Source organism: Methylobacterium fujisawaense (assembly GCF_014138435.1).
GTDB lineage: Bacteria > Pseudomonadota > Alphaproteobacteria > Rhizobiales > Beijerinckiaceae > Methylobacterium > Methylobacterium fujisawaense.
The window spans coordinates 280060-307004 of the sequence record NZ_JACJIM010000005.1 but is presented as its reverse complement, the minus strand read 5'-3'; the positions used below and the strand labels follow the sequence as shown (position 1 = coordinate 307004).

Genomic DNA, 26945 nt, shown 5'->3' with positions numbered 1-26945 from the left:
TCAAGCTGCGGCACATCCGGCCCGTTCGTCCCCTGGGAGACCGTGATGTCCGCTCTCGAACTGCCGAGCGCAGTCGATCTCGCGCGAGCCCAATTCGCGCTCACCGTCGTCTGGCACTTCCTGTTCCCGGCCTTCACCATCGGACTTGCGAGCTATCTCGCGGTCCTCGAAGGCTTCTGGCTCAGGACCGGCGAGGCCGTCTATCTGGATACCTATCGGTACTGGCTCCGCGTCTTCGCGGTCGCCTTCGCGATGGGCGTCGTCTCCGGCCTGGTCATGAGCTACCAGTTCGGCACCAACTGGTCGGTCTTCGCCGACCGGACGGCGCCGGTGCTCGGCCCCCTGCTCGGCTACGAGGTTCTGACGGCCTTCTTTCTGGAGGCGGGCTTCCTCGGCGTCATGCTGTTCGGCCTGGAGCGGGTCGGCAAGGGGCTGCACTTCCTGGCGACCTGCCTCGTCGCCTTCGGCACGCTGACCTCCGCATTCTGGATCCTGTCGGCCAATTCCTGGATGCAGACCCCCACCGGCCACGCCATCGGGCCGGACGGGCGCTTCGAACCGGCCGACTGGCTGGCGATCATCTTCAACCCGTCCTTCCCCTACCGCTTCGCCCACACGGTCACGGGCGCCTATCTCACCACCGCGATGATCGTCGGGGCGGTGGGTGCGTGGCATCTGCTGCGCGACCGGAGCAATCGCCAGGCGCGGCTGATGTTCTCCATGGCCATGTGGATGGCCGCCGTGGTGGCTCCGGCCCAGCTGGTGATCGGCGACCTGCACGGCGGCAATTCCTACGCGCACCAGCCCGCCAAGGTCGCCGCCATGGAGGGACATTTCGAGACCGAGCGCCGCGCCCCCGCGATCCTGTTCGGCTGGCCCGACGCGAATGCGGGCGTGGTGCAGAATCGGATCGGCATCCCCGGTCTAGCCAGCCTCTATCTGACCCACGACCTCGACGGCGAGGTTCGCGGTCTCAGGGACATCCCGCGCGATCAGTGGCCGACCAACCTACCCCTGGTGTTCTGGTCGTTCCGGATCATGGTTGCGCTCGGCCTTCTGATGATCGCCCTGGGTCTAGCCGCGCTCTGGCTGCGCCGTCAGGGGCGGCTGTACGACACGCCGTGGCTTCACCGCTTCGCCGTCGCCATGGGGCCGTCCGGATTGATCGCCGTCACGGCAGGCTGGACGGTCACGGAGGCGGGCCGTCAACCCTTCACCGTCTACGGCGCGCTGCGCACCGTCGACAGCGTCTCCCCGGTGGCGGCCCCGGCGGTCGCGGCCTCCCTGGCGGCCTTCGCGGCGGTCTACCTCGCCGTCTTCGGCGCCGGCATCTGGTACCTCCTGCACCTGTTCAACCAGACGCCGCACGTCCATGAGCCCGGGCCGCCCCCGGGGCAGCCGATCCGCACCGCCGGCATCACGCCCGCGCCCGCCCTGGTCTCCGGCACGCCCGGCGCCGGCCGTCCCCTCGCCCAGCCCGCGGAGTAGGCCCGATGTCCCTCGATCTCACCCTCATCTGGGCGTTCCTCATCGCCACGGCCGTGTTCCTCTACGTGGTGATGGACGGCTTCGACCTCGGGGTCGGCATCCTGTTCCCCGCAGTTCGCGGCAAGGCGGATCGGGATCTTATGGTCAACACCGTCGCCCCGGTCTGGGACGGCAACGAGACCTGGCTGATCCTCGGCGGCGGCGGTCTATTTGCAGTGTATCCCCTCGCCTACGCCACGATCCTGCCGGCGCTCTACATGCCGCTGATCCTGATGCTCCTGGCCTTGGTCTTCCGCGGTGTCGCCTTCGAGATGCGGTTCCGGGCGGCCACTCTCCGAAGCCAGCGCGCCTGGGATCGGTCCTTCTCGTGGGGCAGCTACGTGGCGACCTTCTGCCAGGGCATCTGCCTCGGTGCCCTGGTCCAGGGCATCCGGGTCGAGGGCCGCGCCTATGCGGGTGGCTGGTGGGACTGGCTGACCCCGTTCTCCGTGCTGACGGGCATCGCCCTAGTGGGCGGGTACGGCCTGCTCGGCGCCTGCTGGCTCATCTGGAAGACCGAGGGTGAACTCCAGCTCCGGGCCTATCGGCTGGCACGCCAACTCGGCTTCGTCACGCTGGCGGCCATTGCGATCGTCTCGGCCGCCATGCCGATCCTGAGCGACGCGTTCCGGGCCCGGTGGCTGTCCTGGCCGAATATCGCGCTGGCTGCCCCGATTCCCGCCCTGGTCGCCGTGCTCGCCTGGCGCTTCTTCGTCGCCCTCGAGCGACGCGCCGAGGTGACGCCGTTCCTGTGCGCCCTGGGTCTGTTCCTGATGTCGTATATCGGGCTCGGGATCAGCCTGTGGCCGATGATCGTACCGCCGGCCATCTCGATCTGGGATGCGGCGACGCATCCCAGCAGCCAAGCTTTCCTGCTGGCCGGTGCCGTCGTGCTCGTGCCGATGATCCTGGTCTATACAGCCTACGTGTACTGGCTGTTCCGCGGCAAGGTCGCGGCGGGAGCGCCGGGCTATCACTGAGGCCGGCGCAGGTCGCATCGCGACGGCACTGGGAGGATGGGCCGACGAGTCTCGGAACCGGCCCGTGCTCATTGGCCAAGCGAAACCGATCGGGGCCTCGGCGGCTCCGTCGGCTCGGGCGCATCACGGCCCGGCATGGGCCCCTTTGATGAATCGCGCGACGTCGTCGGCGACCGGGAACCGGAGACTGAACGGAAAGCTGAGGGCATGAACGATCTGGCCATGGCCCAGGCCGGGATAGATCTTCATGGTCTCATCGCCGGCGAAGGCCCGCATGGCTCCGTCGAGCGACAGGGTCCCGGCCGGGTTGACGTCGAGATCGGCCGCGCCCGCGGCCAGCAGCATCGCAGGATGCCTGTCCGAAGCATGATTGATCGGCTGCAGGGCGGGATCGCTGCCGACGAAGACCTCACGATCCAACGGCTCCATCAGCGCCGCGCTCGCATAGGGGCCCGCCAATCCGACGATGCCGGCGAGCTTCGCTGGGCTTGAGCCGGCCTGCTCCAGCCATGTTGGATCGAGACCCAGCATGGCGGCGGCCCACGCGCCGGAGGAATGGCCTACGACCACGACACGCCTTGAATCGCCGCCATATTCGGCCGCGTGGGCGATGGTCCAGGCGACCGCGGCGGCATTGTCCGCCAGGATGTCTGACAGTCCGACAGCCGGAACGTGGCGGTAGTCCGGGATCACGGCAACGAAGCCCCGCCGCGCGAAGGCGGCGCCGACATACGCGACCTCATCCTTGGACCCGGTCCGCCATCCCCCGCCATAGAGGAAGACAACGACCGGACGCGCTCCCCGCGCGGCCGACCGATAGATGTCGGCGCGGTGCTCGATCCCGTCCGCGTAGGCCACCCCCTTGGTCACATGCACCTCGAAGGGCGCAAGCACATTCAGAACTGCGAGGGTCAGACCGACGATCTTATCGCCCAGATAGCTCAGCATGGGATCGACTTCCGCGAACGTCGGAGGGGGGCGAGTGTCAGTCTGCGGGCCGGTCCCGGCAGGATGTAGTCTACGTCAGCTCGATCACGCCGAAGCGGTCGGTGACCTGGACCGGCACGCGCCTGTCCGCCGGAAGGTTCGCGACTGTTACCGATCCGTCGTCTTCGAAGCGATGCAGCCTGACTTGCCGCGGCTGGCGCGACAGACGGATCTCGGCGGGACGCGCCGGCGCATCCGGAAGCGGGATCCGGTTGCGCCGATCCCAGCCGTCGAGGCCGAGCCAGATCGGAATGAGCGTCGCCCCGTCCTGTCGTGCGAACCGTGCGAAGACGAGATCGGGCACTGCAGCGGACAATGTGACGTCGCGATCGGCCGCAACGGCGGCGACCGTGCCGGCATTCGCTCCGAACAGTCGGACGAGGCTGCGAACCGCCCGGAAGGCGGGGGTCGGCCGGCCGTCGTGAGCGAGGAGGCCGAAATGGCTTTCGGGGTCGGCGTCGCCGCGATCGAAGCTGGCGATCAGCTCGTAGAGGTAGGTGCGGCGTACCCCCTGCAGATAGCTCCAGAGCAGCATCCGCGGAAGGTACCGGGCCCGGAGACCGGCCGAGATCGGCAGATGGGCGCCGCCGGTGGCAAGCGCCGTGTGGTAGCCATTCTCGGTAGCCAACACCGGAGCATCGCCGAAGACCGGACGGGATGCCGCCATGAAGCGGGCGAGGCTGCCGGCGCCATCGGTTTCCGGGGGCTCGGCGCCGGGATAGGCGTGGATGTTCGCGAAATCGATCACGGCCGCAAGATTCTGCGCCGCTGCGACGTTGCCCTGGATGTAGCTCGGCCCGGCGACCCGGACGGTTCCGGCCCGGGCATCCGCCCGCACGGCGCGGAACAGGGCGGCTTGGTGCGCGGCCGACTGCCCCGCCAAACCGGGCCGCGTCGCCACCGGGGGCTCGTTGCCGCCCTCCGCCACGACGAGTCCCGCGCCAGCCCAGCCTGCGATCTCGGCGAAGCGCTCCGGCGCTACCCGCGGCCCCGGCGTGAGCCCGTCATAGAAGATCAGGCTGAAGCGGTAGCCCCGGCCGGCCAGATCCGCGATCCGTTCGAATTGTCCAGCCGGCTCGTCGCCGGTGAGCACGATATCGTCGCGCAGATGGCGGACGCCGAGATCGTCGAGGGCTTCAATGCAGGCCGCAAAGCGCTCGACATACGGGCTGCCACGATGGCCGAGATGCACGTTCACGCCGATGGAATCGATCAGCGCCTCGCACCGATGCAGCGGCTCCGCCGCCGTGGCACGCCCTGCCGCCAAGGTACCTGTCGCGAAGGTGCCCGTCGCGAGGGATCCCGCTGCCAGGGCGAGCGCCGAACGGCGCGTGAGCCGTGTCATGTCCGGCCCGCCAGGGTGAGGACACGGCAGGGCTTTGCGGAAACCGCCGTGCCGGAGCGCGTCGCCTTCGACCGTTGCACCGCCTGCAGAAGGTCGTGCAGAGCCTCGGCGAGCCGGGCCTGGGCCTCACGGGATCCGAAATTGTGGTCCACGCCCGGAACGACCGTCACGGGCGCGCCGAGGCGGCCGTCCGCCTTCCCGGGCGAGCGTCCCAGGTGGCGGCGGAGCGCCGCAAGACCGGGATCGCCGGCACTGTAGAGCAGGCGGATCTCGGCACCCCGGCGGCGAAGGGCCGCGATCCGCCGGGCGGGTGATCCGCCGGGCGGCCCGGGGCGTATGGCCCGGCGCATCCGGCGGAACGCGGCATCGATCCCGCGCCGGGCCAGCACCGCGGCGATCGCGCCGATCCGAATCTCGCCGCGGATCAGCCGGCGCCACGTCGCGCCCCGCTTGAGCAGGGCCGCGTAGGTGGAGGCGCTCCCGAAGGTTTGCCGGATGACCTGGTCGAGGTCCTGATCCGGATCCCAGTCGAAACAGTAGAGGTTGAGCAGGAGGGCCCCGTCCACCCGGCTGTCCCGGCAGAGGGCGTGCAAGGCCGCGTAAGCGCCGCTGCAGCCGCCGACAAGCAGGATCGGGCCGCCCGTGCCGGCGATCTGGTCGACGGCCGAGATCACATCGGCGAATCCGTCCGCCGCGAAGAGCGGCTTGCGGCCGTCCGCTCGATCGGCGCTGTCGCCGATGCCCCGCTGATCGAACCGAAACGAGCCGATTCCCTCGGCGGCGAGACGCCGGGCGAGATCGGTGGTCTGGCGTCCCCATCCGGAATGCACGCTCATGCCGGTGGAGACGAACACGATCGTGGGCGCATTCGCGTCGGCCCGGTCCGGACGGCACCGGATGCCGAACAGGCCCCGGGCGAACCGCACCGGCTCCTCCTCCCAGCCCGACCCGGTCAGATGCGGCGAAGCCAGGGCGCCGACGGCCGTTCCGCTGCGCGTCAGGCCGCTGTCTCCCGCGCCCGCGGTCGCGAAGGCGATGACGCGCGCGAAATCCGCCGCCGGGACATCGGAGAAGATCGGGTCGCCGACGAGTGCGGCGAGACCCGGGAACGGCCCTGTCGCGACCGTGGAGCCGAGGGTTTCGAGGCGGGCGGCCAGGGTCCTAGTCTCGGGTGCCAGGAGCAGCGCGCGCCGCGCCGGCGCCCGTTCGAGACGTTCGAGGTTGAGGGTGGCGAGCTCACTGAGGACAACCGTTTCCATCCGGAAGCCACCGACGGTGAGGCTGTCGGCCTCATGTGGTGGGACCGACCCGTCCGGCAGGCGCCCGATGGTCTGCGCCCGCAGCCGCATCTCGCGCAGATAGGCGCGCCCGGTCGTGACCGGTGCCAGCAGCACGAAGCCTTCCACGGCCTCATCCTGGGCCGCCAGGGCCGCGAAGGTGGCGCCCAGGCGCAGACCGATGAGGACGATCTCCGTCACGCCCGCCGTCACGCGCAGGAACTGGACGGCTCGCCGGATCGCCGCGACGCAGGCCAGGACCCGTGCGGCTTCGGGATCGGCCGAGTCGCCCTCCCCCGGGTAGTCGAAGCGCAAGGTCGGGCAGCCCGCCGCGGCGAGGCCTTCGGCCAGCGAACGCCAGGGTCTGTGCGCGGCCATCTGCTCGAAACCGCAGGTCCCGCAGAGGACGACGCCGCGCCGTCCGGCGGCCGGATGAAGCCACCCGAACAGACCATCGAACGTCACCGGCACCGCGGCGTCGGACTCGACCTCAGGCGTCATGACCGAATTCCACGATCTCGCGGCTGTTGATCGCCCGCACGCTCCCGCGCGGCAGCCGGGCGGCGTCCGCGAAGGCGACGATCCGGCTCGATCCCGGCGCGAGATGGAATCCGCTCTCGACCGGCCACACTCCGGAGGCTTGTACTTGGACGCTGCAGGCGAAGCGCGCGGTGCTGATCCGCAGACCCGGACCCTCCCCGGTCGCGACCGGTTCGGCCCGCAGGCCGACAGCCTCACGGAGGACTGGTCGCAGGCCAGGGAAGTGGAAGCTCTCGGCGATCACGCGGCCGTCGGCATCGCTCAGCCGGGCATGCGCGAGATCGTGGATCCGTGGCCCAAACCGGTAGCTGTCCGTGGTGTCGAAGAATCGGCCGAGAACGGCGGCGGAAGAAAGCGTGAGGGCCGCCCGCGGGCCGGCCGTAAGGACCCGCTCAGCCCGCGCTGCGATCCGCCCCCCGACATCGCACAGGGTCAGCGTCAGCGTCAGGTCCTGGGCCGCTGCCGTCTCGTTGAGGACGTGAACGTGAAGGCCGTCGAGGCCCTCGTCGGTGAGAAGGACCTGGACCGGACGGAAGGCGCGCTTCAGCGCATACCAGGCCGATTTCGGCCTCTGCGTCCAGTCGATGACGCCCCAGCCGGCGCCGGGTCCGAGGTCGCGCAGCATCAGGACGAGGCCGCCGGCTGTCGGCGAGCGCGGACGGCGCCACTCCGCGAAGGTCGCCTCCATCACCTCGGCCACCGCAGCACGGCCGAGTTCGAGGTAGCGGTCCGGATCTTCGGCGCGCAGCGCCGCCGGATCGACGCCGTAGAGCAGGGCGACATAATGGTCGCGCACCGTCTCGAAGTCCCAGTCGGCCCCCCGGTCCCGAGGGATGCCGGCCGGCCAGAGCGGATCGGCCGGTCCGGTCGGTCCCGGCGTGCCGGGTTCGGGCGGATTGGCGAAGGCGAGGCATTCGCTGGCGAAGCCAGGTTCTGCCCGGCGGGCATCCTCCAAGGGCCGTCGATAGGCGCCGACGCCAAAATAGTGGGTGCAGCCCCCGCGCGGCGAGAAGGGCAAGTCGCCGCCGGAGGGCGAGTTTGGCACGACGATGAGATCGGGTCGCAGATCCGCCGCGCGCGCCGGCAAAGTCGTCGCGCAGAAGGTGTCGGCCCAGACGGCCCGGGGCGCGCCGAGCATCGCCGCCTGCTGCCAGACTTCGCTGCCCCCGCACAGCACGCAGAGCGACGGCGCGGTCTGCGTCCGCTCGAGAAACCCCGTCAGCTCGCGGTCGAGTTGGGACGCGAAAGCCGGGTCCGCGTGCGGATAGTCGAAATTGGCGAGCATCAGGTCCTGCCAGACCAGAATGCCGAATTCGTCGCACAGATTGTAGAAGTCGGAATTCGGATAGAGCGTCGTGCCCGGGACGCGCAGCATGTTCATGCCGGCCTCACGGGCGCGCATGAGCAGCGTTCGGGTCCCGTCGGAGCCCAGCCCGACGAGATCCGGCGGCGTCCAGACGGCGCCCCGGCAGAAGACCGGCACGCCGTTCACCGCCAGCGACAGGCCGTCCTCGAACGGACGGGTGAGCGTCAGGCTTCGGAAGCCGACGCGGCCGAGGTCGAAGCGTGCGCCGTCGACGCGCACCTCGACCGGGTAGAGGTTCGGCACGCCGTGCGTGTGCGGCCACCAGGGCGCGATGCCGGGAAGCGCCAGCGCGCCTGCGAACAGGCCCGGCTCGACCTCGGTCAGAGAAGCCTCACCTCCGCCGCACGCGAGGATGACCGAGTCGGTCCGCCCGTCAATTCGCAGGCGCACGGCCAGGTGGCCGATGTCGCCTTCGAGGGTCGAAAGCACATCCGCGGCCGCCATGCGGGGTCGGACCGGCCCGACAATCAGCGGTCGGAAGGGGCCGACGTGGTCGATCTCCGGGCACCAGCCCGGCATGAAGCCGAGGACGCTGGTTCGCACATGGCGCAGCGATCCGGGCGTGATCATCCGGGGCCGCCAGCGCCCGCGCTTGGCCGGTCGGTCGAGTTCCTCCCGGAGCGCACGGAAGCAGAGCGCCAGCTCGGAGACGCCGCCGAGTTCGACATCGACGGTGTGCGCCTCGAACATGGAGCGGGTGCAGAGGATCGGCGCGCCGTCGAGCCAGACCTCGGCCAGGGTGGCGAGCCCTTCGAATCGAAGCCGAGCTGGACCCGCCCCGGCGATGCGCGACCGGTACCAGACATCGCGATCGTGGATCGGCTCCGGCGCGGCCTCGCTCCAGCGCCCGGCGGCCCGCAGGGCGGCGGCGGCGGTGCCCGGAACGGTGGCGGGGATCCAGCCGGTCACGGCGTCGAAATCACCGGGGCCCGCACAGGCGCCCGGCGGCGTGACGGCGAGCAGCCAGGGCCCGAACTGGACCTCCGGCGCACGCTCGTCGACGCAGCGGATGCGGGCCATCGCGGCTCTCAGCGGTCCAGCGCGCGGTCGAGGTCGGCGAAGACGCGGTCGTAGGTCGCCGCGAGGCGGTCGAGACGCAGTGCCAGTCCTTCGGCCGAGCGACGGTGGAAGGCGCGGGCAAGCTGGAACTGGAAGGCCTTCGCCTCGCGGCTCACATCCGCGGCGGCCGCGGCCGCTGGCGCGAACCCACCGGCATCCCGCGCCTCGAGCCACGAGAGATGACTGGCGAGCATCTCGAAATTGGCGCCGAGCTGGCGCGTCGTATTGAAGGCGTAGGCGTGGAACACGCTGAGCGGCCGGCACACCAGATCCCCGGCCGTCGCCGCCAATGCGTCGCGGAACGCCAGGACGGGATTGCGGCGGGGCGCCCGGGCGCGATGCCGGACGAGCAGCGCGCGGGCGGCCCCCGGCAGGTCCGCGGAACTCAGGGGCGAGGCGACCGACTTCACGAACTCGGCGTAGGGCGGCAGCAGCGCCGGCGCAAAGATCCCGGCATAATCCGCCCCCGACAGCCGGAAGCGCCCGGCATTGTGGAGATAATCGAGTTCCTGGGTCACCGGGTCGAGGGCCAGGATACCGATCGTGGTCTTGGCGTGGTCCCGGCCGTAGGTCGTCCCCTGGGTATCGGGCAGATAGATTGCGTCGACTTCGACCAGCACCGGGCGGCCGGCCTCCGCCTGACGCACGGCATGGGCCTCGAGGCCTCCGTAGACCGCGAGTTCCAGCACCTCCAGCCCGTAGAGCCGCTCGATGTCGCCGGGCGGCGGCTTGAAGAAGGTGAACTGGTCGCCCTCGAAATCCTGCCGCAGGGTGAAGCCCAGCATCGCCTCGGGCACGAGGCCGCGTCCGTGCAGGAGCTCGATCCAGAGGTCGACGTAGCAGTTCGTCTCCGGCCAATCGCGGCCGGACCCGTGGAGCGGGTGCTGGACGTAGGGTCCCGCGGCTCCGAGACCCTCCGGCCGGCGCAGAGCGGCGGTCACCGCCTCAACCCCACAGCTCGGCGCGGACGGCCTCAGGCCAGGCGGCGAGATCGAGCCCGTGGTGGCGCAGCAGCGCCAGGGTGATCCGCTCCAGGCCGAAGCCGACGCAGGCCGTATGGGCGACCGCGCCATCCGCCTGATGCAGGTCCCAGGTGCTGCCGAAATGGTCCTGGTGATAGTTGAAGCTGAGACAGGCGGTCGGCTTGTCGACGCTGTTGACCGGGACGTTCAGTTCGAACTTGAGGCCCTGCGCCCGCTGGTTGTTGGCGAGCATCCGGCCGGCGCGCCCGAAAAACGGGTCGTTGGCCGCGTCGATGGCGAGCGGAAGACCGAGGTCGCGCATCATCGCCGTGCCGCGTTCGAGCCACGACTCGCGGAAGGCCAGAACCTGCTCGGGACTGCCCATGCGCACGTATTCGCGCATGCGGAAGAGCTGCATCCGGGTCGGCTCCAGCGAGGGCTCGCGCCGGAAGCAATAGGATTGCAGGTCGAAGAGGCGGCCCGCGGCGGGCAGCGCCCCCCGGGCGGCAGCCACCGGATAGACCGGGTAGCAGGCCGCGGGCGTCAGGACGACGTCGGTGGCCTCCTGCTGGCCGGTCCAGTCGGTCCCGGCCTCCAGACAGGCGAGGATCTCGGCATGGCCGCGGGCGTCGCCGCAGAAGCTGTGGACGGTGCCGGCGAGGTTCGGGAACCCCTTGAGGTACCCGCTGCGCTCGAAGGCCGACCGGCTCATCGCGGGCGGGAAGCGCAGCACCTCGGCCCCCTCGGCGGCGCCGAGACGCGTGATGATCCGGTCGAGGGCGTCGACGACGCTCTCGAAGCCGCCGCTGCGGCCGTAGAGGCCGTCGACGCCGGTCCGGACCAGCAGCCCGTGGTCGAACAGGCGGTCGAGGAACGTCGGACCGCCGGCCGGCTCGTCCTCAGGGAGGACGTCGCCGGCGGGAGAGGAGATCGATTCCATCACGCACTCATGAGCTGGCCGCTGCCCTTCTGCACGAGCAGGAGCTTGGCGGTGTTGGCGAGGATGCGATCGTTGCCGATCATCAGCGGTGCGGAGAGGACGTCGCGCAGCGGCCGTCCCAGGCTGAAGGGCGTGTCGTTCCTGTATCCGGCGAGACCGACGATCGCGAGCGCACCCCGCACGATCTCGACCGCCATGTCGGAGACGGTGACCTTGAGGTTGTTCAGCATCACGCAGAAGCCGACGGAGCCGATCGTGTCGGCGTCCCCGTGCGCATCCTCGAAGCGGCGCAGGGCCGACACGATGGTGCCCCGCATGGCCTGGTGGGCGTTGGAGACCTCGGCCAGCCTCAGGGCCGTGGGCGGGACCTGCCCGGGCCGCCGTCGGGCCTCGGCCTGCACGAAGGCGCGGGCGCGGTCCACCGCGTAGGTCGCGATCCCGTACCACACGCTGCTCCACAGCAAGTGCGACGAGGCCAGCATCGACTGGGCGGCGATCTCCGCGAACGGCTTCGGCAGGATCTGCTCGACCGGGACGTTCCGGGCCTCCAGGCGGAAGCCGTCGCTGCACGTCCCGCGCATCCCGAGGGTGTCCCAATCCCCCGTGCGCACCAGGGAGATCTGATCGGCCATCAGCGCGACGAGGACCTGATCGGACGTCGCCGCGTCCGGATGGCGCCGGGCCGTGGCGAGGATCAGGTCGGCCCGGGCGCCGTAGGAGATCACCGACGCGTCCTTGCCGAGGGCGAAGACCTCACCGGTGGTCTCCACGGCGCACAGGCTGTTGCGCAGGTCGCCGCCGATGCCGGCTTCGGTGGTCGAGGAGGCGACCAGCAATTGCTCGCGGGCGATCCGCTCCATCAGGCGGCCGTGCCACGGGCTGTCTAGCCCGTGGGTCACGAGGCTCGACACCTTGATGTGGTGCATCGCGAACACCATCGCGGCCGCGCTGCAGGCCTGGCCGAGCGTGCTGCACAGCTCGGCGATCTGGACGAGCCCAGCCCCCTCGCCGCCGAACTGCCCCGGGATCTGAAGACCGAGGAGGCGCTCGGCCTTCAGCGCCGCCACCGCCTCTTCGGGGAAGCGGCCTTCGCGATCGACGGCGTCGGCGTGACGCGCCGCCACCGCCGCCACCCGCTCGGCGCGCGCGGCAAACGTGCTCATGCGGCTTCCTGCTGGATCAGCGTGGAGACGGCCTCGCGAATCGCGCGGATGGACGAGAACGACTTGCGGTTCAGGAGTTCATCGGGGAACTCGATGTTGAAGCGCTCCTCCAGCGCCAACATCAGCTGCACCGAGCCGAACGAATCCAGCCCGCGATCGAACAGGCTGTCATCCTCGGAGAGCTGGTCGGCCTTGCCGGCGAAGGCTTCGTTCGATCCTAGGATCTCACGGATATCCTGAGCGATGTTCAAGGCGGAACTCCCTATTCCAGTCATAACGACGCTATTGAACGGATCGGCCCGCCGTCAAATTATCTATTGATTAATAGTAAATAGCCGTGCGCGTGTTGCGATACGGGGATGCGCGCGGCGTATCCAGGCAGCTCACGCGGCCCGAGCGCTATATTGGCCGCCGCTACCTTTACGATCACTTTCCAGCTCTTTATTTCGCGACCGACTCTCCCGCCAATTCGCGGATTCAGCAACTTACGCGCGTAGATGCGCGGCATGACGTCAATTCGGGATGAGGAGCCATTTAGGACGATTCGGGACTTGTCGTGACGTGGCGGGGCCATCGTGGCCATAAGGTTGCGGCTTCGCCTGTCCCGGGCGTAGCCCCAGGCATCAGCCGGCGCGCGATGATCGACAATCTTCAAATTCTGCGTGCCGTCGCGTCATACCTTGTCTTCGTCACGCATTACGGCCTGTATATCGGACCGGTTTTGCCGCGACCGGATCTCCTGGCCTTCGGCGCCTTCGGCGTGGACGTCTTCTTCGTCCTGTCCGGGCTCATCATGTTCGTGAGCACCAGCGGCCGCCATGAGAGCCCCGGTGGGTTCCTGCTCCGCCGGGCGTCGCGCGTCGTCCCGGTCTACTGGCTCGTCACGATCGGCCTGGCGCTCATCGCGCTGACCGGCCTGAAGCCCATCGGGATCATGGAGGTCCGGCCGGACTACCTCATCCAGTCGTTGCTGTTCCTGCCGTTTTCCCGCGGAGGCTTCATCGAGCCTCTGAATTCCGTCGGCTGGACGCTCAACTACGAAATGTTTTTTTACGTGATCTTCGCGGGCCTGCTGCTGGTGCCGAAGCCCGCCGTCCGGGCGCTGGGCGCGGCCGCAATCTTCCTCGCGTTGATCCTGCTCGGACTTCTGCCCGTCCCGGGCCTGTACTGGGCCTACTACACGAAGCCGATCATCATCGAGTTCGCCGCCGGCATCGGCCTGGGCTACGCCTATCTGCGCCTCGGCATCCCGCCCGCGGGATTCCCGGTCAGGCGCTTGGCCTGTGCCGCCCTGTCCGCGGCGGCGCTGCTCGTCCTCGGCGGCCAGATCGCCACCACGCTGCTCGACGCCAGCCCCGAATTGTCTGGATTCGCCCGGCCACTGGTCTGGGGCTCCGCGGCCGTCCTCGTCGTCGGCGCGATGCTGCTCCTGGAGCAGGGCGGCGTCGCGCTGAAATCGCGCTGGCTGCTCTCGCAAGGCAATGCCAGCTACTCCTTCTACCTGGTCCACAACCTGCTGCTTCACAGCGCCGCCAAGCTCGCAGCGCTCCTCGTCGCCTCCGGATACGCGCGTGCCGCTCTCATCTTCGCCATCGCGTTTCCGGCCTCTGTGGCCGCGGGAGAGGTGCTGTTCCGATATGTCGAGACCCCTCTGATCGCCGGCCTGCGACACCGGCTCCATCGACGGACGCGTCCTGCCTCTCAGCCGACGCCGATCGCCTCGTAGCCTGCGCCACGCAGGATCTCCGCGGTGCAGGCCGCGACCGGCTTGCGCTGCCAGTGCATAGACCGAAACCACGCGCTGACCGCGCAGAGAATGCCGATCATTAACGTTACTAATTCATAAAAATTAAGTTTACACTCGGTATTACACATCTGAACAGGGCCTATTTCCAACTGTTGTCGAGGCGGTGACCCCTTTTTTAGGGCCGATGTCTCCATTACTCTTTCCAGTGCGCCTTTGCTCGCTGTCACAGGCGGGGGCGGCAGGACAGTATTGATTGGTCCCGCGTCTGGCGTGCCGACGAGGAAGCTGTGATGCGTGTCGCGATTGTTCACGACTGGTTGTATATCGTCGGTGGCGCCGAGCGTGTCCTCGAGCAGCTGCTGCGGATCTATCCCGACGCGGATGTCTTCGCGCTCTTCGATTTCCTGTCCGAAGAGGATCGGGAGCGGCTGGGCTACACGCAGGCGCGGACAAGTTTCATCCAGCGTATGCCCTTCGCGCGGACGCGGCACCGCAACTACCTGCCCCTGATGCCGCTCGCGATCGAACAGTTCGACCTCTCGGCCTACGATCTCGTCATCTCCAGCAGCTACGCGGTGGCCAAGGGCGTCCTGACCGGACCCGACCAGCTGCACGTCTCCTACATTCACTCGCCCATGCGCTACGCCTGGGACATGCAGCATACCTACCTGAGGGAGAGCGGCTGCGACGCCGGGATGAAGAGCCTGCTCGCCCGGCTCATCCTGCACCGGATGCGGGTCTGGGACTTCCGCACCGCGGCCGGTCCCAACGCGATCGTGGCCAATTCCGCCTTCGTCGCCCGGCGCATCCACAAGGTCTACGGCCGCACCGCCGAGGTCATCCACCCGCCCATCAATCTGCCGAGCCAGCGCTACGACGGGCCGCGCGGCAACCACTTCCTCGTGGCCAGCCGGCTCGTGCCCTACAAGAACGTCGAGGCCGTGATCCGCGCCTTCGCCCTGCTTCCCGATCTCGAACTCGTGGTGGCGGGCACCGGGCCGGATGCGGCACGGCTGCGGGAGATCGCCGGGCCCAACGTGTCGTTCTCCGGCTTCGTCTCCGACGGGGAATTGCGGCGCCTCATGGCCACGGCCCGGGCCTTCATCTTCGCGGCCGAGGAGGATTTCGGGATCATCGTGGTCGAGGCCACATCGGAGGGCACGCCGGTCCTCGCGCTGGGCCGCGGCGGCGCCCGCGAGACGGTTCAGGTCCGCGGCCCGCAGCGCACCGGGATGTTCTTCGACACGCCGGAGCCGCAGGCCATCGCCGATTGCGTGGGCCGGTTCCTGCAGCAGGAAAGCCTGTTCACCCGTGAGGCCTGCTGGGCGCAGGCCGAGATGTTCTCGGCCGAGCTGTTCCGGAGCCGCTTCGCGAGCTTCGTCGGTCAGCAGATGGCTCTCCATCAAGCCGCCTGCGAGACGCGCCCGCGGATCCTGCCGCGGCTCGAAGCCGTCGGCTGAGGACGCGCCGCATGTCCTTCCTGACTGTCGATCTGGCCGACCGGGCGCCGGTCCGCGCCCTCCCCCAGGAGCCGATGCGCGGCGGCCCGCTGGCCGCCGCCCTCTCCCGGATCTGGCATCGCCGCTACCTGTTCGCAGCGGTGTTCGTCGGGATCCTCGGCCTCGCCGTAACCGCCCTGCTGATGATTCAGCCGCAATACGTGGCGAGCGGCTCGGTGATCGTCGCCGAAGCGGAGCCCGGGGCGAACAACGCCTCCATGGCCTGGATCCAGAAGATCGGCGATCCGGCCGATATCGAGAGCCAGATCCTGGTGATCCGCTCGCCCCGGCTGCTGCGTCTCGCGATCGACGACGGCCTGATCGCAGCCGTCATGGCCGAGTGCCGCTCTGCGGCGACCCGCGGGCATCCCGACGAGATCAGCGCCAAGAAGGAAGCGGCCTGTACGAAGCTCACGACGGATCGCAACGCCCTCGTGGAGTATCTTCAGAAACGCTACACGGTCCTGAGTTCGGGCCGCTCGCGCATTATCACCATCGGTTACAAGTCGCCGCTGCCCGAGACGGCGCAGACGATGGCCAACGGCCTGATCAACGCCTTCCTGGAGGATCAGCGCGAGACGCAGGCCTCGAGCCGGAAGGCGGCCGCCGACTGGCTGCATGCCGAGATCAGCCAGCTCGATGCATCGATCCGCGCGGACGAGACCCGAATCCAGACCTTCCGCCGTCGCAAGGGCCTGCTGAAGGGCTCGACGGCCCCGATCAGCGCCGAGCGACTGACCAGCATCAGCCAGCAGCTTGCCGCTGCGGAGACGGCCAAGGCGGATGCCGCCGCGCGTCTCAGCGAGATCGAGAACAAGGGCGCTCGCGGCGCCGACAGTGCCCCGGCGGTGCTGGCCAGTCAGACCGTCGTATCTCTGAAGCAGCAACTCAGCGGCGTCAGTGCGCAGCTCGCCAACCAGAGCACGCTGCTCGGGGCGAACCACCCGGTCATCCGGGCGCTCGAGACCGAGCAGGCGAGCCTGCGCACGCGGATCGAGCAGGAGGTCGGCAACGTGGCGAAGGGCTTGCGCAAGTCCTACGAGGCGTCGAACGCCCTCGCCAAGTCGCTGCGCGCCCAGCTCGAAACCGCCAAGACCGATGCCGCCGCCGCCATGGACGACGAGGCCTCGATCGAGGGCATGGTCCGCAACGCGGAGATCAAGCGCACCCGCTACGCCGATCTGGTGAAGCGGGCGGGCGAGCTGGAGACCGAGCGGCGCATCCTCACCGGCAGCACGCGGCTGGTCAGCCTCGCCGAGCTGCCGCAGGAGCCGTTCTCGCCGAAGGCCGTGCCGTTCCTGGCGGGCGGCTTCGTGCTCGCGGGCGTCCTCGCCGCCGCTGCCGCGCTGCTGCGCGACTACACCGACCGACGGGTGCGCAGCTCCGCGCAGCTCATGGCCGGCACCGGCGCCCCGGTCTTCGCGCAACTGCCCAGCCTGGAGCCAGCCGGGCTGGTCGGACGCTTCTCCGAGCGTCAGCGGGCGCTCGACCTCCCGGAGGCCCTGGCGCGGGCGCGGGTCGATCCGGTGATGCAGAACGTCCTGCGCAACCTGCACGCCCATCTCGTCCTCGCAGGCTCCGGCAAGTCCCGCGTCATCCTGGTGACCTCGGCGAAGCCGCGCGAGGGCAAGTCGTTCACGGCCTTCGCGCTGGCCGGGATCGGCGCCGCCGGCGGGCGCCGGGTCCTCGTCGTCGAGTGCGACCTGCGGCGCCCGAATTTCGAGGCGTCGCTCGGGCTCGGCCGCGGGCCGGGCCTCGGCGGCGTGCTCCGCGGCGAGATCGACCCGGCCGAAGCCGTGGTCCCGGCCGGACGCTTCGACGTCATCCCGGCGGGTACGCCGACGGCCGACTCAACCGAGCTTCTGATGAGCGAGCGGATGGCGGGCTTTCTCGACTGGAGCCGCCGCTACGACCTCGTCCTTCTCGATACGCCGCCCACCAGCCTCCTGATGGACGCGCCGACGCTCGCCCGCCACGTCGACGGCGTGCTCTGCTGCGCCCGCTACGGCCGCTCGCAGCTCTCCGACAGCGTCGAGACCGTGGCGAACCTGCGCCGCGCCGGCGGACACGTGCTCGGAATCGCGATGACGATGGTCCGGCCGGGCACCCAACCGACCTACGATGTGATGCCGCTGCCCGATCCACGCACGGCCGCGAGCGCCCGATGACAGACGTCCTTCCCGCCGCGACGCTTCCGGAGCGTGGCTCCGTCGACCGGGTTTTGGCCGCCCGGTCCGGGATCGCCGCGCGTCCCAGCGTTCTGTTCGTCAGCCACACCGGCACGATGTCGGGAGCGGAACTGGTGCTCCGCGACGCCGTCCAGCCATGGGCGGGTTCGACCGCCTTCCTGTTCGAGGACGGCGCCCTCACCGACGCCCTGCGCGGGCAGGGTCTGGAGATCCGTCTTGCACGGCGTCGGACCTCCCTGGCGGCTCTCCGGCGGGATGCCTCGCCCCTGAGCGCCCTGCCGGTGCTGGGCCGGCTCTGCGCCCTGGCCCTGGAGATCACGCGGGCGGCGCGCGCCTGCGACGTCGTCTACGCGAATTCGCAGAAGGCTTTCCTGCTGTCCGCCTTCGCCGCGCGCTGCGTCGGACGCCCTCTGGTCTGGCACCTGCACGACATCCTCGACAGCGCGCATTTCGGGCGGGCCCAGCGCATCGTCCAGGTGTGCCTCGCCAATCTCTGCGCGACCCGGGTGATCGTGCCGTCCGAAGCCGCAGCGCGGGCCTTCGTTCAGGGCGGGGGACGCCGATCCCTGATCCGTATCGTGCCGAACGGCCTCGACCTCGACCGCGACCCCCGGCCCGCCGCGGCGCTGCGCGCGGAACTCGGCCTGCCGGCGGGTCCGCTCGTGGGCGTGTTCAGCCGCATCGCGCCCTGGAAGGGACAGGACGTGCTGATCGAGGCGCTCGCGCGCCTGCCCGGCCTCCACTGCATCGTGGTGGGGGCGCCGCTCTTCGGCGAGGATGCCTACGCGGCGCATCTGAGGGATCTTGTGGCCAAGTACCGGCTGTCGGACCGGATCACGTTCCTCGGCCAGCGTGACGACGTCCCCCGACTGATGCAGGCGGTCGACGTGGTCGTGCACCCCTCGGTCGATCCGGAACCGTTCGGCCGCACCCTCGTCGAGGCGATGCGCGTCGGCGTGCCGGTGGTCGCCACGGATGCGGGTGCCTCTGCGGAGATTCTCGACGGCGGCGCGGCCGGAACGCTGGTGCCGCCACGGCGACCGGACCGTTTGGCCGCTGCCCTGTCGGAGCTGCTCGAAAACCCCGACGCCTTCGCGACGCGAACCGGTCTCGCCCGGGAACGGGCATTGTCCCGCTACGGAGCGGACCGGATGCAGCGCGCGCTCGCCGACATCATCCTCCAGGTCGCCGGCCGCGCCTGACGGGCCGGCAATCCCTCCCCTCTCGCCCGGAGCCGTCAGAACCGTAATGCCGCGCGTCCTCGTCAACATGCCGAGCCAGCATGCCGGTCGGCCGTCGGGCGTCGCCCTCGTCGCCTTCCGGGTGATCGCCGGCCTGATCGCGCGCGGCACCTTCACGGTGGTGCTCCGCTCTCCCTGGCGCCGCGACCAGCTGCCGGCGGCGATCCGCGACCGCGTCGAGGTCGTGACGGTGCCGCGGCCGCGGATCATGCTGTTCGACGTCCTGCGCCAGAGCCTCGCGGTCCCGCGGCTGTGCCGGGCCCTGGACATCGACGTGGTGCTGAATGCCGACCCCTACGGTGCGGCCTTCGGCGGTCGCGCGCGGGTGAGCGTCGTGCACGATCTCTATTTCCGCACGCTGCCCGAGCGCATCCGCTCCCGCGAGGCCCTGACCACCGATCCGATCTTCCGGCTGGTGCTGGGCAACAGCGCACGGGTGATAACCGTGTCCGAGGCGACCCGGCGCGATCTGGAGCACCATTATCCCCGGCTTCGCCGACGGGCTCAGACCGTGCCCTCCGCGGCGATGCTGGATCCCACGCGCGACGGGCCCCGGGCCGGACTCCCGGCCGGGCCCTTCGTGCTGGCGGTCGGCAACGCCCTGTACAACAAGAACTTCGCGACCCTCGCCCGCGCCGTGGTCGGGCTCGGCCGGCCGGGGATCGGGATCGTGCACGTGGGCGAGGATCCCGACGAGGCGATCGCCGCCGCGCTCGGCGGCGCCCCGGTGCCGCTGACGCGCCTGTCGCGGATCGACGACGACCAGCTGGCAGGCCTCTACCGCGCGGCCTTGTGCCTGTGTGTCCCGTCCTTCGCCGAGGGGTTCTGCCTGCCCGTGCTGGAGGCGCAGGCCCTCGACTGCCCGGTTCTCTGCTCGGACCGCTCCGCGACGCCCGAGATCGCCGGAGCCGGTGCCCTGACCTTCGATCCCGCCGACGCTGCGGCGCTGACCACGGGCCTGCGCCGCCTGCTCGACGAACCAGGGCTCCGGGCCACGCTGATCGCGCACGGCCGCGACAATGTCCGTCGCTACGACTGGGCCGAAACCGCCCGCCGCTACGAGGGTCTGCTGCTCGACGCGCTCCGGGACGGCGCTCCGGCGCGCCCCGCTCGGGAGGTGCCGCATGCGCATCCTGCACCTTAGCTCGCTCTATCCGCCCGAGCAGGTCGGGGGCGCCGAACTGATGGTCGAGACGCTCGCCCGGACCCAGGCGGGCCTCGGCCATGACGTCGCCGTCGTCTGCGCGGCACGGGCGCAGGGCGAGCCGGTCCTTCAGGACGGCGTCACCGTCTATCGGACCGGGCACGGAACGCCCTTCCACATCCTCGACTGGCCTGAACGCGGGCGGCTCGACCGCCTTCGCTACAAGCTCGCCGCGCAGTGGAACCGACCCACGCTCGACCGGATGGCGGCGGCGGTCCGGGATTTCGAACCCGATCTCGTGAACACGCACTCGATCTCCGAGCTGCCGCCGGCGCTTTGGCCGATGCTCCGGCAGCTCGGACTGCCGATCGTACACACGCTCCACGACTTCACCAGTCTCTGCACCAACGGCGCGATGGTGCGGGACGGCCGGCCCTGTGACGGTCAGCATCTCAAATGCCGCCTCTACGGTGGGATCCACCGGCGCTGTCAGCGCGCCGTGACGGCTCTGGCCGCCGTCGGCTCAGACATCCTCGAGCGTCATCTCGATGCCGGGTTCTTCACCGATGTGCCGCCGGCGCTGCGCCGGGTGATCTGGAATCCGATCCCGCCCGGCCTGCCGCCGGCACGGCGTCCGCGGGTTCCGGGGGCGCCGGTTCGGTTCGGCTATCTGGGTCGGATCGAGGCCGCCAAAGGCTTCGACACGCTCCTCGAAGCCTGCCGGAGCCTGCCGCGGGCAGGCTGGAGCTTCTCCGTTGCCGGCCGCGCCGTGGACGGGCTCGACCGCTACCGCGCCCGAGCCGAGGGCCTGCCCGCGACCTTCCTGGGCTACGCGGAGCGCGACGCCTTCCTGGATGGCATCGACTGCCTCGTCGTCCCCCCGATCTGGCCCGAACCCTTCGGCCGGACGGTAGCGGAAGCCTACGGGCGCGGCGTCCCGGTGATCGGAACCGCAAGCGGCGGCATCGGCGAGCAGGTCGGACCGGGGCCGTGGCTGGTGCCACCGGGCGATGCCCCGGCACTCGCCGCCGCGATGGCCCGGATCGTCGCGGAGCCCGCCCGCCTCGCAGAGGGGCTCGCCCGCGCCGCCCGCATCCGCGCCGGCACCGACCCGGTCGTCGTCGCGGCCGCCTATCTCGACCTCTACGCCGCGACCCGCGACGCGGCCCGCCCCGAACTGCCTCTCGAGCTTTCCGCGCGCGCGGAGCGCCCGCACCTCAGCGAGTGCCGTCCATGATCACCCCGACCCTGTCCTCGATTTATGTCCGGAACCTCACCGAGGAGCCGCGCTCCCAGGGCCAGGACCGGCCGAGCGATCAGGCCGCCACACGCGCGGTGACCGGCCCCTTGCGGATCCTGCACCTCAGTGCCCTCTATCCGCCCTACATCGTGGGCGGCGCCGAGCGCTCGGTGGAGCACCTCGCCGAGGAACTGGTCGCCGCCGGCCACACGGTGGCAGCGGCCTGCATCGCCCGGGAGTCGGAGCCCAAGAGCGTGCGCGGCGGCGTCACCGTCTACCGCATGGCGCACCATAACGATTTCTGGCTGGAGGACTGGCCCAAGGCGACCCGGTTCGGCCGCGCCTGGGCCAAGCTCAAGCAGCAATGGAATTTCGCCGTCGCGGCCGAGTTCGGCCGCGTCCTCGACGATTTCCGGCCCGATATCGTCAACACGCACTCGCTGCTCGACGTCTCGACCCTGGTCTGGCGCGAGGCGGCCAAGCGCGGGATCCCGATCGTCCACACGGTCTGCGAGTACGACCTGATCTGCGGCAACGCCGCCATGTTCCGGGACGGCAAGCCGTGCGACCGCTGGCATCTGGGATGCAAGGTCGTGAACGCCGCCAAGCAGATCACCAACCGGTCTGTGGACGCGGTCGTCTCCGTCGGCACCGAGATCCTCAAGACCCATGTCGATCACGGCCTGTTCGCGCATCTCGCGCCCGAGCGGCGCCGGGTGATCTTCTATTCCTGCACGGTCCCGGAGGGGGATCCCGCGGCGCGGCGGCAGATCGACCGGACCGACCGGCCGATGACCTTTGGCTATCTCGGTCGGATCAACACCGAGAAGGGGGTCGGCACGATGATCGACGCCTTCCGCCGGATCGGCCCCGGCGACTGGCGCTGCCTCGTCGCCGGCCAGGCGATGGACGACTCCATCGCGCGTTTCACCGCGCAGGCCGAGGGCCTCCCCATCGAGTTCGTCGGATGGGCCAAGCCCGCCGACTTCCTCAGCGCCATCGACGTGCTCATCGTGCCCTCGTTCTGGGCCGAGCCTTCGCCGCGGACGATCTACGAGGCCTATACGATGGGCGTTCCGGTGATCGGCGCGGCCTCGGGCGGGATCCCAGAGCTGGTCGGTGAGGACAACGCCGAATGGCTGTTCACGCCGGGCGACGATGCCGATCTCGCGGCGCGGCTACGAAGCGTAATCGCCCGGGGGCGCAAAGACCTTCCGGACGAGCGCGCCTTCCAGCACGTGATCCGCGAGTCGACGTCCGAGCGCGTCGCCGAGAAGTATCTCGACCTCTATGCCGAACTCGTCGCCGAGCGCCGGGCAACCCGACCGTGAGCGCCGCCGCGCCGGTGCTTTCGGAAGCCGCCGCTGCCGAAGAGGAGCCTGGGCTCGCCTCCGGCGCGGAGGTGACGCGCCGCTCGTTCGACGCCGCGCGCTGGGTGGCGGTCGCGTCCGTCGGCAACGTCGTCCTGAGCTTCGGGGTGTTCCTCGTGCTCGCCCGGCTGATCGGACCCGCTGAGTTCGGGATGGTGGCGATCGCCGCCGTCTTCATCGACATCCTGCAGATCGTCGCCCGCTGCGGCCTGCCCGACGCGGTCGTCCAGCGGGCAGACCTCGACGAAGACTTCGCCGCCACCGCCTTCTGGGTCATGCTCGCCACCGGCGCCCTCTGTGCCGTGGGGCTGGTCGCATTGTCCGGGCCGATCGCCTGGATCTTCGACCTTCCGGCGCTGCAACCGGTCCTGTGCGCGCTGTCCGCCTGTTTCGTCATCACGGCCGCGGGCGCGATCCACGAGGCGCGGCTCCAGCGAAGCTTCGGCTTCCGCAAGCTCGCCCTGCGGGCGCTGGGCGCCAACATCCTCGGCGGCGCCGTCGCCCTCGTGCTGGCCCTCGACGGCTACGGTGTCTGGAGCCTCGTGGTCCAGCGCCTCGTCGCCGCGACGGCGACCACGCTCCTCACCTGGGTCGCGGCCCGCTGGATTCCGCCGCTGCGGCTGCACCTTGCCTCCGTGCGCGAGCAGATCGCGTTCGGCTCGCGGCTGTTCTGCACCTACCTGCTGCTCGTCGCCTCGATCCGGAGCCAGGAGGTGATCGCCGCCTATTTCCTGTCCGCGGCCGATGTCGGCTACCTGCGCCTCGCGTGGCGCTGCATCGACCTCGTGAGCCAAGTGGCGGTCATCCCGCTGACCACGGTCGGATTGACCACCTACGCGCGCCTGCAGGATCGGCCGGGCGAGCTGGCGACGGCCTTCTATGGCTTCACCGAGGCCTCGTCCTTCCTGGCGGTGCCCGCCTTCTTCGGCATGGCGGCCGTGGCCCCGACCCTCATCCCCTTCCTGTTCGGCGATCAGTGGCACGACGCGGCGCCGGTGCTCCGGATGCTGGCGTTCCTGGCCCCCGAATTCGTCGCCACCTCGATGCTGTGGATGATCTTCACGGCGCTGGGGCGGAACGGCATGGCCCTGCGGCTCGCGGGCGCTCAGTTCGGCCTCGGCGCCGTCGCGGCCGTCGTGACCGCGCCCTTCGGCCTCGCCGCCCTCGTCGCCGGGCACGTGGTCCGGGCCTACCTGTTCTCGCCCGCGATCGTCGCCAGTGCCGGGCGCATCGTCCCGGTGACGAATGGGCGCCTCGTCCGGATCCTGACGCCGATCACGCTCTGTGCCGGGGCGATGGCCGGGCTCGTGCTGATCGTCCAGAGCCCGCTCGACGCCGCCCTCGGGGATCGGGTCGGCCTCTTCGCGGCAATCGGCACCGGGATCGTGGCCTATCTGGGTCTCGCCTGGTTCCTCATGCGGGACACGCTCCGCACGGCGCTCGGCTTCTTTCTGCGTCGCGCCGCCTGATCTGCACCCTCCGCCAACCTTTCTGGACGACATTGTCCGCCGAAGGTCGCGGCCGGCGGAGACGGTTATCGGCGGCGGGTGCGCGTTCAGACGGTGCGGGACCATGACGGGACAGGCGGTGCCCATCGGAACAGGTGTGCCGGCCGCGTCCCTGCTGGCGGATCGCGTCGCGGTGTTCCTGCTCGGCGCGGCCCTGAACTTCAACGTGCTGACCTCGACTTTCGGGCTGCCGTTTCAGCGCCTGTCCGATCTTCTCCCGTTTTTGCTCATCCCCTGGCTCGGGCTGCGCCGCGCCGTCATCGCGGAAGCTTTGCGTCAGGCCGCGCCGCTCGCCGGCATCCTGGCGCTCATCGCGGCCTCGCTGGTGCTGAAGGCGCACAAGCAGGCCGGCGACGTCTACCTGACCCTCGTCCTCCTGCTCTACGTGGTCCAGGCGTTCATCCTGCTGGTCATGTTCCGCGACCGGCGCGTCGAGGACGCGTTCTGCATCGGCCTGCTCGCCGGCCTGCTCGCCTCCCTCGCCGTGCTTCTGCTCGCCGCTTCGGGCCTGCAGCTCGAAAAGTTCGGGCTCGCGGTCCCCACGGACGGGCTCGACGAGGAATTGAAGCTGTTCGTGCAGGACAAGCAGGGTGGCCTCTGGGCCTCGGGAAACGAGACCGGCCATGTCTTCGCCCTGGGCGGGGCGGCGGCCCTGGTGCTCAGCCTGCGCTATCGCCTGAAGGCGATCTATCTCGCCTATTTCGCGGCCCTGCTGGCGAGCTTCCCCTTCACCAACAACCGCGCCGGCCTGTTCATGCCGCTGCTGTTCCTCGGCCTGCTGATGCGGCGGAACCTCAAGGCGCCCGCCGTGCTGGCCGTGTTCGGTGTGCTCGGTCTTCTGCTCGTGGCCTGGGCGGTGACGGGCGAGATCCCTCTGCCGGGAACCCTGTCCCAGGCGATCGAGCGGCGCTTTGCCGAGGATCGCAACGTCACGGGCAATTTTGACGAGCGGTTCCTGTCGGGCGTGACCGCGCTCCAGCTCGTCGTTGAATACCCGTTCGGCGTCGGCGAGGTCGCCAGGCGGGAGGAACTTCAGGCCCTGACCGGCCTCGTGACGCCGCATAACGGCTTCGTCTCGCTGGCGCTTCAGAGCGGCATCGCGGTGGCGCTGCTGCTCCTCTCCGGTCTGGGCCGGATCCTGCTGGCGCCCGCCGCCTTCGGGCCGTTCCTGACCTACAGCGCCCTGTTCCTCATCCCGTCGCTGATGTTCGAGGAGCTGTCGGTCAACCAGTATTTCCTCTTCTTCATGGGCTTCATCCTGGCATCCCTCGCCCTGCCGCCCGACCGCGCGGCATCCGCGACCGGACAGCGACCCTGAAGGCCGGCCGCGCCGCCGCGATCTGCGACGGCGCGGCCGCTGCCATCACCGCATGACGAAGGGGTTCTCCGGCGCGTCGCGGCTGGTCGAGATCCAGACGCTCTTGGTCTCCAGGAACTCGCGGATCGACCCGATGCCGCTCTCGCGGCCGATGCCGGAGCGCTTCATGCCGCCGAACGGCATCATGTAGCTCACCGCCCGGTAGGTGTTCACCCAGACGGTGCCGGCCCGCAGCCCCTTCGACATCCGCATCGCGCGGCCGATATCCTGCGTCCAAACGCCGGCGGCGAGCCCGTAGATCACGTCGTTGCCGAGCCGGAGCGCCTCGGCCTCGTCCTCGAAGCCGATGATCGACAGGACCGGGCCAAACACCTCCTCCTGGGCGATGCGCATGTCGTTGGTGACGCCGGTGAAGATCGTCGGCTCGACGAACTGGCCGCCGAGCACGCCGGGACCGGAGGCGGGATTGCCGCCGAAGACGCAGCGGGCCCCTTCGCTCTTGGCCAGCGCGATGTAGTCGAGCACCTTCGTGTATTGCGGCGGCGTGGTGATCGGCCCGATATTGGTGTCCGCCTGCATCGGGTCGCCGAGCTTGGCGGTTCGGGCGAGTTCGATCAGTCGGTCGGTGAATTCCTGGCGGATGCTGTTCTGAACCAGCAGGCGCGAGCCGGCGATGCAGGTCTGCCCGGTGGCCGCGAAGATGCCCGAGATCGCGCCCGCGGCGGCGGCCTTCAGGTCGGCATCGGCGAAGACGATGTTGGGCGACTTGCCGCCGAGTTCCAGGGAGACGCGCTTGATCTGGCGCGCGGCCGCTTCGTAGACCTTCGCGCCGGTCACGTCAGAGCCCGTGAAGGTGATCTTGGCAACGTCCGGATGCTCGACGATCGCGCTGCCGGCCTCGCCGCCGAAGCCGGTGATGACGTTGAACATTCCGTCGGGCAGCCCCGCCTCCTTGGTGAGCCGGGCGAATTCCAGCGTGCTGGCTGAGGCGAACTCGGAAGGCTTCACCACGACCGCGCAGCCGGCCGCGAGCGCGGGCGCGCATTTCCAGGCCACGAACAGGAGCGGCGAGTTCCACGCCGTCAGCGCCCCGACCACGCCCACCGGCTCGTGCCGGGTGAACGCGAAGGTCTCGGGCTTGTCGATCGGCACCTGTGCGCCCTCGACCTTGTCGGCCAGCCCCGCATAGTACCACCACCATTCCGGCTGGTAGCGGGTCTGGCCGTACATCTCGGCGAACAGCTTGCCGTTGTCGCGGACCTCGACCTCGGCGAGAGCCTTCGCTTCGCGCTCCACGAGGTCGCCGATCCGGCGCAGCACCTTGCCGCGCGCGGTGGCCGTCATGGTGGCCCAGGGGCCCTCCCACATGGCGCGCTTTGCGGCGGCCACCGCCCGGTCGACATCGGCCCGCCCGGCACGTGGGATCCGGGCCCAGGACTCACCGCGATAGGGATCGATGGACTCGAACCACGAGCCCTCGACCGGATCGACGAATTGCCCGTCGATGTAGAGCTGGTAGGTCTTCACGGCGCGCTCTCCCGAC

Annotated in this window: 21 protein-coding genes; 11 read left to right on the top strand and 10 right to left on the bottom strand. The window is 69.9% G+C overall.

What is annotated here, in order from left to right:
• The first annotated feature begins 45 nt into the window (after positions 1–45).
• Together GGQ91_RS17325 and cydB are read left to right on the top strand one after the other, a co-directional pair.
• A complete protein-coding gene (locus tag GGQ91_RS17325; protein WP_043382211.1) occupies positions 46–1488 on the top strand; it encodes a cytochrome ubiquinol oxidase subunit I in 1443 nt (480 codons plus the stop codon).
• Between the two features lie 5 nt (positions 1489–1493).
• Complete coding sequence (gene cydB / locus GGQ91_RS17320) at positions 1494–2507, top strand: cytochrome d ubiquinol oxidase subunit II (protein WP_182592500.1); 1014 nt, start codon at positions 1494–1496, stop codon at positions 2505–2507.
• A gap of 123 nt (positions 2508–2630) precedes the next feature.
• On the opposite strand, the gene GGQ91_RS17315 is transcribed toward cydB, so the two are convergent.
• The 8 genes from GGQ91_RS17315 to GGQ91_RS17280 form a co-directional block, all read right to left on the bottom strand.
• The gene (locus GGQ91_RS17315) at positions 2631–3455 is read right to left on the bottom strand and encodes an alpha/beta hydrolase (RefSeq protein WP_182592499.1); all 825 of its coding nucleotides are present in this window, start codon (positions 3453–3455) and stop codon (positions 2631–2633) included.
• Between the two features lie 70 nt (positions 3456–3525).
• Complete coding sequence (locus GGQ91_RS17310; protein ID WP_182592498.1) at positions 3526–4839, bottom strand: hypothetical protein; 1314 nt, start codon at positions 4837–4839, stop codon at positions 3526–3528.
• Positions 4836–6617 carry an alpha/beta fold hydrolase gene (locus tag GGQ91_RS17305; protein ID WP_182592497.1) on the bottom strand — a complete coding sequence of 594 codons (1782 nt, stop codon included), beginning with the start codon at positions 6615–6617 and terminating at the stop codon, positions 4836–4838. Before GGQ91_RS17305 ends, GGQ91_RS17310 begins: the two co-directional genes overlap by 4 nt.
• Positions 6607–9042, bottom strand: coding sequence for a glycosyl hydrolase 2 galactose-binding domain-containing protein (locus GGQ91_RS17300; protein ID WP_182592496.1), 2436 nt, complete (start codon positions 9040–9042; stop codon positions 6607–6609). Before GGQ91_RS17300 ends, GGQ91_RS17305 begins: the two co-directional genes overlap by 11 nt.
• A gap of 8 nt (positions 9043–9050) precedes the next feature.
• Entirely contained in the window at positions 9051–10022 is a 972-nt protein-coding gene (locus tag GGQ91_RS17295; protein ID WP_043755094.1) for a DUF1839 family protein, read from the bottom strand.
• Between the two features lie 4 nt (positions 10023–10026).
• Positions 10027–10983 carry an amino acid--[acyl-carrier-protein] ligase gene (locus GGQ91_RS17290; protein ID WP_182592495.1) on the bottom strand — a complete coding sequence of 319 codons (957 nt, stop codon included), beginning with the start codon at positions 10981–10983 and terminating at the stop codon, positions 10027–10029.
• Entirely contained in the window at positions 10983–12146 is a 1164-nt protein-coding gene (locus GGQ91_RS17285) for an acyl-CoA dehydrogenase family protein (RefSeq protein ID WP_043353391.1), read from the bottom strand. The genes GGQ91_RS17290 and GGQ91_RS17285 overlap by 1 nt, the downstream gene beginning before the upstream one ends.
• Positions 12143–12397 (bottom strand): acyl carrier protein, encoded by a 255-nt coding sequence (locus GGQ91_RS17280; RefSeq protein ID WP_043353394.1) that lies wholly within the window; start codon positions 12395–12397, stop codon positions 12143–12145. The genes GGQ91_RS17285 and GGQ91_RS17280 overlap by 4 nt, the downstream gene beginning before the upstream one ends.
• A 386-nt stretch (positions 12398–12783) precedes the next feature.
• On the opposite strand from GGQ91_RS17280, the gene GGQ91_RS17275 reads away from it, so the two are divergent.
• A complete protein-coding gene (locus GGQ91_RS17275) occupies positions 12784–13872 on the top strand; it encodes an acyltransferase family protein (protein WP_182592494.1) in 1089 nt (362 codons plus the stop codon).
• Here GGQ91_RS17275 and GGQ91_RS17270 read toward each other — a convergent pair.
• A complete protein-coding gene (locus tag GGQ91_RS17270) occupies positions 13848–14204 on the bottom strand; it encodes a hypothetical protein (protein WP_182592493.1) in 357 nt (118 codons plus the stop codon). The genes GGQ91_RS17275 and GGQ91_RS17270 overlap by 25 nt on opposite strands.
• On the opposite strand from GGQ91_RS17270, the gene GGQ91_RS17265 reads away from it, so the two are divergent.
• The 8 genes from GGQ91_RS17265 to GGQ91_RS17230 all read left to right on the top strand — a co-directional run bounded on the left by GGQ91_RS17265 (position 14184) and on the right by GGQ91_RS17230 (position 25402).
• A complete protein-coding gene (locus GGQ91_RS17265) occupies positions 14184–15353 on the top strand; it encodes a glycosyltransferase (protein ID WP_043755085.1) in 1170 nt (389 codons plus the stop codon). The genes GGQ91_RS17270 and GGQ91_RS17265 overlap by 21 nt on opposite strands.
• A gap of 11 nt (positions 15354–15364) precedes the next feature.
• Positions 15365–17560, top strand: a complete 2196-nt coding sequence (locus GGQ91_RS17260; protein ID WP_182592492.1) for a GumC family protein — start codon at positions 15365–15367, stop codon at positions 17558–17560.
• Positions 17557–18783, top strand: a complete 1227-nt coding sequence (locus tag GGQ91_RS17255; protein WP_182592491.1) for a glycosyltransferase family 4 protein — start codon at positions 17557–17559, stop codon at positions 18781–18783. The genes GGQ91_RS17260 and GGQ91_RS17255 overlap by 4 nt, the downstream gene beginning before the upstream one ends.
• A gap of 46 nt (positions 18784–18829) precedes the next feature.
• The gene (locus tag GGQ91_RS17250; RefSeq protein WP_182592490.1) at positions 18830–19966 is read left to right on the top strand and encodes a glycosyltransferase family 4 protein; all 1137 of its coding nucleotides are present in this window, start codon (positions 18830–18832) and stop codon (positions 19964–19966) included.
• Positions 19947–21203, top strand: a complete 1257-nt coding sequence (locus GGQ91_RS17245; protein ID WP_182592489.1) for a glycosyltransferase family 4 protein — start codon at positions 19947–19949, stop codon at positions 21201–21203. The genes GGQ91_RS17250 and GGQ91_RS17245 overlap by 20 nt, the downstream gene beginning before the upstream one ends.
• 110 nt (positions 21204–21313) lie before the next feature.
• Complete coding sequence (locus tag GGQ91_RS17240) at positions 21314–22537, top strand: glycosyltransferase (RefSeq protein WP_182592613.1); 1224 nt, start codon at positions 21314–21316, stop codon at positions 22535–22537.
• Entirely contained in the window at positions 22534–24045 is a 1512-nt protein-coding gene (locus tag GGQ91_RS17235; RefSeq protein ID WP_182592488.1) for an oligosaccharide flippase family protein, read from the top strand. The genes GGQ91_RS17240 and GGQ91_RS17235 overlap by 4 nt, the downstream gene beginning before the upstream one ends.
• Positions 24046–24148: 103 nt before the next feature.
• Complete coding sequence (locus GGQ91_RS17230) at positions 24149–25402, top strand: O-antigen ligase family protein (protein ID WP_182592487.1); 1254 nt, start codon at positions 24149–24151, stop codon at positions 25400–25402.
• Between the two features lie 45 nt (positions 25403–25447).
• On the opposite strand, the gene GGQ91_RS17225 is transcribed toward GGQ91_RS17230, so the two are convergent.
• Positions 25448–26929 carry an aldehyde dehydrogenase family protein gene (locus GGQ91_RS17225; protein ID WP_182592486.1) on the bottom strand — a complete coding sequence of 494 codons (1482 nt, stop codon included), beginning with the start codon at positions 26927–26929 and terminating at the stop codon, positions 25448–25450.
• Positions 26930–26945: the final 16 nt, after the last annotated feature.